This window comes from Acinetobacter sp. YH01024 (assembly GCF_013420195.1).
Taxonomy (GTDB): domain Bacteria; phylum Pseudomonadota; class Gammaproteobacteria; order Pseudomonadales; family Moraxellaceae; genus Acinetobacter; species Acinetobacter amyesii.
Genome location: NZ_VOYQ01000056.1, coordinates 1 through 9,560, shown reverse-complemented (window position 1 = coordinate 9,560; position 9,560 = coordinate 1). Strand labels below are relative to the sequence as shown.

6 protein-coding genes and 1 pseudogene are annotated in these 9,560 nt (G+C 35.9%); 3 read left to right on the top strand and 4 right to left on the bottom strand.

Translation table 11 applies throughout. The features are described 5' to 3' along the window. Positions 1–426: 426 nt before the first annotated feature. The 3 genes from FTT88_RS15510 (at position 427) to FTT88_RS15500 (ending at position 3,175) form a co-directional block, all read left to right on the top strand. Positions 427–684 carry a hypothetical protein gene (locus FTT88_RS15510; RefSeq protein ID WP_004726728.1) on the top strand — a complete coding sequence of 86 codons (258 nt, stop codon included), beginning with the start codon at positions 427–429 and terminating at the stop codon, positions 682–684. Between the two features lie 920 nt (positions 685–1,604). Continuing rightward, positions 1,605–1,910, top strand: coding sequence for a helix-turn-helix domain-containing protein (locus FTT88_RS15505; RefSeq protein ID WP_000366814.1), 306 nt, complete (start codon positions 1,605–1,607; stop codon positions 1,908–1,910). Continuing rightward, a complete protein-coding gene (locus FTT88_RS15500; RefSeq protein WP_000934717.1) occupies positions 1,910–3,175 on the top strand; it encodes a type II toxin-antitoxin system HipA family toxin in 1,266 nt (421 codons plus the stop codon). The genes FTT88_RS15505 and FTT88_RS15500 overlap by 1 nt, the downstream gene beginning before the upstream one ends. Positions 3,176–3,886: 711 nt before the next feature. Here the strand turns inward: FTT88_RS15500 and FTT88_RS15495 are convergent. The 4 genes and pseudogenes from FTT88_RS15495 to FTT88_RS17410 form a co-directional block, all read right to left on the bottom strand. Next, positions 3,887–4,324: a hypothetical protein gene (locus FTT88_RS15495; protein WP_100355857.1), complete on the bottom strand. Its 438-nt coding sequence runs from the start codon at positions 4,322–4,324 to the stop codon at positions 3,887–3,889. After that, positions 4,324–4,938 (bottom strand): AAA family ATPase, encoded by a 615-nt coding sequence (locus tag FTT88_RS15490; RefSeq protein ID WP_100355858.1) that lies wholly within the window; start codon positions 4,936–4,938, stop codon positions 4,324–4,326. The genes FTT88_RS15495 and FTT88_RS15490 overlap by 1 nt, the downstream gene beginning before the upstream one ends. A gap of 865 nt (positions 4,939–5,803) precedes the next feature. Next, complete coding sequence (locus tag FTT88_RS15485) at positions 5,804–7,693, bottom strand: DEAD/DEAH box helicase family protein (RefSeq protein WP_100355859.1); 1,890 nt, start codon at positions 7,691–7,693, stop codon at positions 5,804–5,806. A 914-nt stretch (positions 7,694–8,607) separates the two neighbouring features. Then, positions 8,608–9,360, bottom strand: a pseudogene (locus FTT88_RS17410) (IS3 family transposase); the annotation flags it as partial. Positions 9,361–9,560 lie beyond the last annotated feature (200 nt).

Genomic DNA, 9,560 nt, shown 5'->3' with positions numbered 1-9,560 from the left:
TTCGCAAGAGATGCGATGGATGTCTGATGATTTGTAGTCATAAATTTTAGTCCCCACTTGTTTCTAAGTGGGGACTAAATTAAGGCTTATAGGATGAATTCAGAAGGTGTGTTCAGCGGACGCTTACCAATCCACTGATTAATTTCCCAAATAAACCAACAATCACGATTCTTAGAAATCTTAATACTCTTCGGGTAATTTAGGATCGTAATATTCAGATTACTTATCCAGAATTGAATAGATCGTTAACTTAGATAGACTTTTAAGCAATGTAACTTGCCGCATGTTTATCAACATATGTCTCAAAAAAGTCTGCCCATACATAGATTTATGGCGTTTAGTGCTTAAATTTCAGATTAATCTTCGTCTGATGACCTGAATGGATGTTACAGATTACATGCAGGTGAATTACTCTGTGGCTGTATCATGGCTTTTGTGCAATCCAATCCATTTGATCCGAATGTTCTCTTTTGCAATAAAGCAGCCTCTTCTGCTTTTCCTGAACCAACGAACTATGTCATTGATTTGATTCAACCGACAACAGTGATGCTGAATCAAATCTCCAAAGAAGGGATTAAATGCAAGAAATGTGGTAAGAAAAAGATAGGGGATGGAAGTTATTATCCGTCTAATTGGAACCAGCCCATGAGTCGAGATCAGTTGAGTAAGAATCATTTTAAATGAATAAGAGAAGGATGGCTTACCTCACTTCTCCGAATAACAATGCTATGCTTTTCAACCAAGGTTATAAATTGGCAACTACATTTCATTCTTCTTCATGCTGGTCCTATAGCCTGTAGACAATTACTACATCATTTGCATTCAATGCTCAATACAGCCTGTCAGCAGAACCGCAGCGATACTTTTTTTCGTGCATACATGTAGTGTTTAAATCCATTCATTTTTCAATGATCCTCTGCCGTTTATCACATTTATGGTCGATCTTTAACCTTGTGAAAAATGCACATACCGATCCCTTCAAACTGTCAAATTTATGTATGCATGACATTTAAAGAAAATTATCTGATCAATTTTTTTAGGTAAAATTCATCAAGAAAAAAGTTATTATTATTCATAACATCACCAATAACCACATAAAAACAATAATTTAATAAATTATTCTTCCAATTTTTTTATATTTAGTGTTATTACCTCTAAATCCATGTTTACCACCTTCTATTACATAAGTAATTTAGAAGTATCCACGATATAAATTGCTTGCCCTCACACCTCTCCCCTCTCACGCCCAAAAAATTTATACTGAAAGGCAGATTAAGCCCGTTCGAGTTACATATAGCCGCATGCTATATTGAAAGCATTAAGAAAATATCCTCAATATTTATAGGATTTTTAAAGTATGAACTAATTTTCGAAGAACCCTTTCTAAGTAATGTGACCTATTAGGAAAAATGAAAATACTGAAATCTCCGTATCAACAATCAGTCAAAGTACATCCTGATGATTTTCTGTAACCGATACCCAAGGACTATACCTACCCTTCTGATGTGCTGTGCAACAAAGCCCTCCTTAGCCACACTATAGCTATAGATTAATTCCATTATTTTGTGATTTAATTAAATTATTCATTCTTAAGACCCAATTTAATGGATTTATATTTCACTAAACCAGAAGAAGTTGTGACTCTTTTAGGTGAGCGTTTACGTAAGCAACGACTCTTTCTGGAGATGTCTCAAGCTGAGGTAGCAGCACGCGCTGGTGTCGGCGTGAATACAGTTTCGAATCTTGAAGCGGGACGAAATGTATCTGTTGAAAATTTAGTCCGTATTGCAATGGTCTTGGGTCGATTAAACGAACTTCAGGAACTATTTAAACCTCAGCTTAACAGTGTGAATGACATTCTTCGCTATGAGAGTCAAAGTAAGCGCCACCGTATTAAGAGGAAGGGATAATGCTCAATAGACTTAATGTTTATTACAACGGTTGGGGCGAATCATGGTTATGGGGAACGCTGATTAGTTCAACAGCCACGACAGGTAGACCCACCATTGCTTTTGAATATAGTCCAGAAGCAATACAGCAAGGTGTTGAGCTCTCTTCTTACTTGCTGCCTTTAAAAGGTCTACCATTCAGACAAGGTTTTCCTACTCATCAAATGGGACTCCCAGGTCCAGTCTATGACGCTTTACCAGATGGTTGGGGCATGATGTTGATGGATCGATATTTCAAAAAAATTGGCTTAAATTCAGCACGAATTGGACCTTTGGAGCGTCTGACCTATATTAGTAGTCACGCAATGGGTGCCCTCTCCTTTGAACCTTGTGTTGCTGACATGCAAACCTCAGAAAATATCCCTTTACAACAACTGGCCCAGGAAGTTCAAGAAGTACTCAAAGGTGAAGGTGGTGAATTTCTACAGCATTTATTGGTCATGGGTGGCTCCCCTCAAGGTGCCAGACCAAAAGCGTTGGTTTACCGAGATCCTGTCAATTTAGAGTTTTCGACTCAAGATTCTGATCAACATGAAGCCTGGCTGATTAAGTTTCCTGCTCAGCAAGAGCATCCTGAAGTCTGCGCCATTGAAGCCGTCTATGCAGAATGTTTGCGACTTTGTGCAATTGAGACTCCAGATACCCATTTCTTTAATTTGCCCAATGGTTTAACGGCTTTTGCTTCTAAACGATTCGATCGTCAAAATGGTATGCGGATTCCAATGCAGAGTTTGGCTGCATATACAGGAGCAGACTATAAAGTTCCAGGTAGCCTAGACTATCGCAATTTTCTCCGGGCAACCTTGATGTGTACGCAAGATGTACGAGAAAGATTGCATGCTTTTAAACGTGCTGTGTTTAATGTGCTTTTCAATAATCGGGATGACCATACTAAGAACTTTTCATTTCTCATGGAGAAAAATGGTCAATGGAAATTGGCTCCAGCCTATGATGTGACCTTCTGCGAGGGTCCAGGTGGTTATCATCAAATGGACATTATGGGAGAAGCGCTCAATATTTCCCGAAATGACATACATAAACTCGGTACTTCAGAAGCTAATCTGACTACTCTAGAAGTCGATGAGATCATCTTGACCATGCGTGAAATTGCACTTCAATTTAGTCAAATTGCGCAGCGCCTGTATCCCCATCAAATTCGAGAATCTACCCTACAGATGATTCAATCACGGATTCAACAGAATATTGATTTTTTAACTGAAACCTAAGCGTAAATATAAACTAAGCGCCAACCATCAACTGCAAATAGACTTTGATATAGTTAGTCGCTACATAATCTGTAGAACCTGTGAATTAGCTCTCTTTATAATCACGAATATTAGATGGATCACCGCTAAGATATATTCTGCAAACGTGAAATCACTACATCCAGATCGAAAATCACTAAGAAAAAACTGTCACCAAAAAAAGGTCTGCACTATGGATAGATGCAGACCAAACTCTGGATAACTACCAGCACGAGAAATATGTCGCAATTTTGCATAGACATGAATTTGATAAAATCAGCCCAGAAAGCCAGAAATTCATAAAAACTATTTCATCAATCCCCTATAACTTAATCACGTTCATGGTCGATCTTAAATCTTGTGAAAAGTACTCATGCTGACCTAGCCAAACTGTAAAACTCATGTATTCATAGCCTTTAAATGAATCTTTCAATCGGTATATTTAAGGTAAAAACTAGTAATCAGAAGTTATTATCACCCCCATATAAAACAAGGATCAACTTAAAAACAATAACTTAGTAAATTATTCTTCCATTTTTTTTATATTTAGTGTTATTACGAAACTACAGCTAGTTTGTGTTAGCTATTTTGTACACTAATCAAATAATTTTCAGTGGCAGAACACACCAAAGAAATTAGAAAATATTATATGAATTAATATATTGTTAGATAAAGTTAGGAGATGGACTTTTATTATTTATTTTTCTTACGTTCAGCCTTGCGCTGTTCACTCAATTTTTGATGCTCCTCTTCACTCAATTTAACCTTAGTTTGGTTAAATGGTTTACCCAGTGTTAAGTTATATTTTTCAGCACCTAAAACACGTTTTGCTTCTTTCAGAATTACATCACGAATAAAATCATTCAAAGACTCACCAACGAATCCGGCTGCTTCTTTTAGAACTTTCTCTTCCTCATAATACAAAGGTACAGATGCTAAACGTCCGTGCTCTTTACGAAAGCGTTTCTTCACATCTTGGGTGTGTGGAGTGAGAATAATCTTGTACATTAAATTACGTGTGTATTCGACTTCTTGACCATTAGCATCATCTACAGTCGCTTCAGGATTCTCTAAAATTTCCTCAAGATCATCACCAAAACCTAAAGATGGTTTACTCTTATTTTTAACCATTATAGGATCTCCACCAAGAAATCATTAAATTCATCTCTAGCCTTAGAGCTACCCATTTCCATTACAGACAAGCCTTGAATCGTTGCATCACGGAATTGTTTACGATCACGGATAATGGTGTTTAATAACTTGAATTTAGGAAGTGTTCCTAGCAGTTCGATTGAATCTGCAACTTCAGTAGATCTTGTATTTGATGGAGCTTTATTAACAACCAGATATGGTTGAAGCTTTTCATTGACCTTGTGATAGGTATTAAATAATTTCAATACAAATGGAAGGACTTCAACATCGGCTTGGCTTGGTTGTGTTGGAACAATTAACTTATCACTGACTTGAAGAGCAGATCTAAATTCTTCACTGTCACGCCCAGCTACGTCTAATAAAACATAGTCATATTTCTTTTGAAGATCTAAAAGGATCTTCTTTAAATCACCAGTATGGTATTCAGTATAAACAGGATTTTGAGTTCTACGCTTAGACCATTTAAGAGCTGACTGTTGATCATCAGCATCAACTAGGACTATAGACCCCTTCTTACTCAAGGCTACAGCAAGGTTTGTAGCCAGTGTTGTCTTACCTACTCCACCTTTACGATTGGCAATGGTAATTATCATTTCTTCTTCTACCTAAATAGATGTAACAATAGCTCTATTGTATAAAGGATTAATATAAGTCTACAAGAATAATATTTGTTTATTTTGTAACAGGTTATAGATGTGATGTGCCGCATTAAACTGGGGGTGATACAGATTCTAAAGCACTAAACTATACGGGTTGATATCTTTTTATATATCTGGTTTTAATATTAATTTATGGTACGTTTCAAACTGTAAGCATCCGGTGAACCACCGCTTTTTCTAGCTATTCAATACCGTCCATAGTTTCCATTATTAAAAGTGCTGCATTTGCCCCCAGTAAAAGAAGAACTGAACCGCCGCCAGCAATCAAGAGACTGTTGCTCACATTAGGATTCTACTGCAGCAGATGCTCTAGATAGCTTAGTCTTTTGAATATCAAATATTACTCTAGTATAATTAAATGATCTGTATTGATGAAATCAAGCGTTCTCCAGCCCATGGACATGCATGCGGATATGGATACTGCAATGGCATAGGTGATGAGAGCCTTTGGCTACATCAAACCACATTGCGCTTATCTATTCTGTAATAAGCATGGCCATCGCATGAAAGTCCTGGTGGTCTGGCTTTGTGCCAGACGATTGGAATAGGACAAGTTCCATTGAGCTTTATCCACCAGAGTGAAACTGTAGCACTCAGCCTAGAAAATTACAGGGCTGATCCAGGGTAAACCCTGACAGCGTATTGGACTGCAGCAGGTGATGAATATGCTTTCTATAGAGGAAATCTTAACAATGTCATGACTTAATTGAACTAAATCTACAATCTCTTGGATGTTCATTTAATAGCTGTATTGTTAGAGGTATTAAATGATGTAAAAACTTGTATTTAGTTATTCTAATTACAACATTTTAACTATTTTAAAAGCAGGCTTTGTATTTAATCTAGTATCTTTAACTTTATACCATTTTTCAATATCAGTAGCTTTTGCTTTGTCAGGTATATTAAGTTCATTATAAACATCTTGAATACGAACTTTTATATCTGAACGAAGAATAACTTCATCCTTTTTCAAATTAAGTAAAGTCGGAATTTCAGTTGCATTATCCTTCTGTGCATCTTGAATCTTTAATGCTCTTTCAATTGGTAACTTTCTATATTCAAATTTTCTAATCGTGTCGTGCGTCAAAACATCATAAGCAGTTTTGAAATAGTCATCCTTTGCATCAACCAATTTATAAATTTTAGAATTATCTGCATCTCTTGCTTCACAATATTCTTTCATCGTTTCATAAAAGCACTGGCTATGACCTGATAAAAATTTAGCTACACCTTCAGGTTTATGAGCGAATGCTTTATGTTTTGTTTCATCAGTCAGTAAAGCTCTAAATGAGGCAGAATATCCATCTTCATTAACTTCAGCACCTGCAACAACACGTACCACATAAGTTGCTTCTAGTGCTTCGTATGCCTGTAATTCAGCTTTCAATGCAACGTCTGAAACATACAGTTCACCTTTTTCATCTTTGAATGTGTACTTGTCATCTTCAGCAGCTTTTCTTAATTGTTCACGTCCTGCATCTGACATTTTACCTTCTTTGATATCATTCAAAACGTCTTCGCTGTCTTGGATACGTTTCTGAACTTCCTGCATCCATTCTTCTTTTGTACAACTTGCAGCTTCAGGTAGATTTCCAACTAATAGATTAATGTGTTCATTATATTTTGTGTTTCGAATACGACCACAAATTTGAGGTACAAGTACATGGAAATCTACTTTTGTAGCATCACGGAGTCCATTAATGATGATGTAGGTTTGTCCTTCTTCATCGAAGATGTCTGCACCTTCAAAAGCAGTTGAAGTATACAGATTGATCTTTGCAGGGGCTGAAGTGATGTCACTGATCTTTGCCCATTTCAAGCCAAGCTTACTATTAAATGTTTTTTGGTTTGAATTTGATTTTGAACATACAACTCTAATATCGTCAGGATTAAACAGATTCTTACCTGTTTCCTTATCAACTAAGGCTTTCAACTTACTTAGGATAGATGCAATTTCTGTCACTGAGTTATAGAAGATATGAGCATTGCCTTCAATTGTTCCCATCAAATAATCATAGCACAATCCAAACAAAGCATTGTTTACACCTACGCCATGTTCAATTTTTTGAAGGTTAAATTTAACCGGTCTAACATCACCCCACTCGATTGTACATAGTGGTAAATGTTCGAGTGCTGAAGGAAAATATTCACGTTTTGTTGGTGTCGCTGTTAAGAAAACGTACGAACCAAACTTGTTATAGTTTTGAAGTACATATTCACAAGTAGCTGCTTTGAAACTACCTAAATTCACAAGTGTATGTGCTTCATCAATCAGTAATTTAAATGCTTTTGGATTGAAGCCTGGTGTTGTTAGGAGTTTTGGTAATGAGTCAAAAGTACAAACAATTTTTCTAGAACTTGAAGTGTCTTTTAAATATTCTGTTATTTCTTCTCTCTCGGTATCACCATACACGCCAATTAAATCAACAATTCCTTGGTTGTCTGCTAATTTGGATTTAAGTAGGTTAATGTAAGGAACGAGAACTACATAATTTTTTGCATTACGGATAACTAATGTTGTACCACCACAACCTGTAATTTGTTTATTTACATAACAGTTGTCTGGAAAATCCTTAATTAGATTTGAAAGTTTTTCGGAGCTATCACTAGCTATAATTGTTATTGTATTTGCTTGAGCATCTTGCTCTATTTTTACTGCATTATTTATTACTAAATCTTGTAAATTCATTTATCGGATTACCTAAATAGGTCTTAATTTTTAGTGTCATTTATATGTTGTCAGGATATGAAGTAGTGAGGGATAATCCTCTATCCTATGTGATTAACAGTATCAAAATTATAAATCAATGTCAACACTTTATTTCACACAAGTCCATTGTTTACTCTTTTTAAGTATTTGATTGATAATATTTCAATATAAAAAAGTGTAAAATCAAACTATACACTTTTTTAAGCATACCCCCCTTATCTAAGATAGAAAAGTGTAAGGGTTTCTCTTGGACATAGCATTTTGTCTTGAGATCAACTAACGCACTCTGTTACTCTCATTCTATAGTAAACTGGTTCAGTCGTTTGTTTGCTCAAACTATTACTCGGTATATCAAAATGCTAGCGCATTTAGCTATACGCTCGCAAAGTTTCGAGCTAATAAGATTTGATTGATTAGATAATTATTTTACACTTTTTTTAGAAATGAAAATTAAATATACATTTACTATAAAAACAATTGTTTACAAGAAATACTTTACACTTTTTTTCCCACAGCCCTTTATATTATACAATAAATTGTGTAAGAGCTTAGGCAGTTATCAACAGTTATAAATTCAAAGAGTTCTTTTAAAATAGTAAAACATAGTCCTAAGACAAAAGCTTGTCTTGAGTTAGATATAAATATAATAGTAATCAATTAGTTAAAAATTTTTATCTTAAAAGAAGAATTATAAAAATTAATTAACATTCCTTCTAAAGCTCTGACGAGCCTTAGAACTCATTAACCATCTATAAAACTCTACCCTTTCTCATTTATATTCATGTTCTAAGGAACATAAAAAATCATTTATTAATTTTGTAGAAATAGAGGTAACAGTTTAAAAACATGTCTTTATTCTATTGGACTGAATAGCCACCAAAATTCTAGACACATATATCCATCTTGATCCTCTCTCGCTTTAACAACTGAAAGAAACTCTCGGTAACAGCATTATAATGGCAGTTTCCACGCCGACTCATACTGCTTTCAAGATTATGATGCTTGAGAAATGTCTGCCACCCATGGCTGGTGTATTGACTGCCTTGGTCAGAATGAATCAGGACTTTGTTCTTTGGGTTTCTTCGCCACAAAGCCATCAATAATGCATTTAAAAGCAGGTCTGTGGTGATTCTGGATTTCATCGACCAGCCAACCACAAGACGCGAAAATAAATCAATCACCACCGCAAGATATAACCAGCCTTCATGCGTACGGATATAAGTGATTTCAGTCACCCACAGTTGGTTGGGATGAATTGGATAAATTGTCGGTCTAAAGTGTTTGCAGCAACGACAGCGGTATTACCAGCATGAGATCTAGGTTTACGATAACCCCGCTATGATTTAAGACAATTAGCTTTCATCAACCGATAGACCTGATTGATCCCGTAACTCTCACCAACATCTTTCAAATCACAGTGAATCTTGCGATAGCCAGATTCTAGCCAGAATTACCCAAAGAGTTGTTGCCGTTTCTTGGCAGTTTTACTGGTTGGTTGCTTTAACCTTTAACCATGCGTAATAATCACTGTGATGAACATCCAGAGTTGAACATAAACAACGGATCGGCTATATTTGCTGATTGTCCTGAATAAAGGCGTACCTCATTTGGACTGGCTTGCGAAGTACACCGCGGCCTTTTTTAATATGTCCCTTCCAATACGGCTATTGATACAGCTATTAAAACAGCAAAAACAAACGATAAAATATAAGCAATCACCTACTCAAAAAGCTCAACAACCAAAAGCCGTGAGCCAATTTGATTGCATGCCTTTATAGACCCTACCTCGTCTATCAACATCTAGGACCAGAACAACAACTTTATTCTCCATGACTTGATATACCAA

Bases quoted from the DNA above. Each gene is read 5' to 3' on its own strand.
- FTT88_RS15510 (WP_004726728.1), top strand. From the start codon at position 427: ATGGCTTTTGTGCAATCCAATCCATTTGATCCGAATGTTCTCTTTTGC.
- FTT88_RS15495 (WP_100355857.1), bottom strand. From the start codon at position 4,324: ATGGTTAAAAATAAGAGTAAACCATCTTTAGGTTTTGGTGATGATCTT.
- FTT88_RS15500 (WP_000934717.1), top strand. From the start codon at position 1,910: ATGCTCAATAGACTTAATGTTTATTACAACGGTTGGGGCGAATCATGG.
- FTT88_RS15505 (WP_000366814.1), top strand. From the start codon at position 1,605: ATGGATTTATATTTCACTAAACCAGAAGAAGTTGTGACTCTTTTAGGT.
- FTT88_RS15490 (WP_100355858.1), bottom strand. From the start codon at position 4,938: ATGATAATTACCATTGCCAATCGTAAAGGTGGAGTAGGTAAGACAACA.
- FTT88_RS15485 (WP_100355859.1), bottom strand. From the start codon at position 7,693: ATGAATTTACAAGATTTAGTAATAAATAATGCAGTAAAAATAGAGCAA.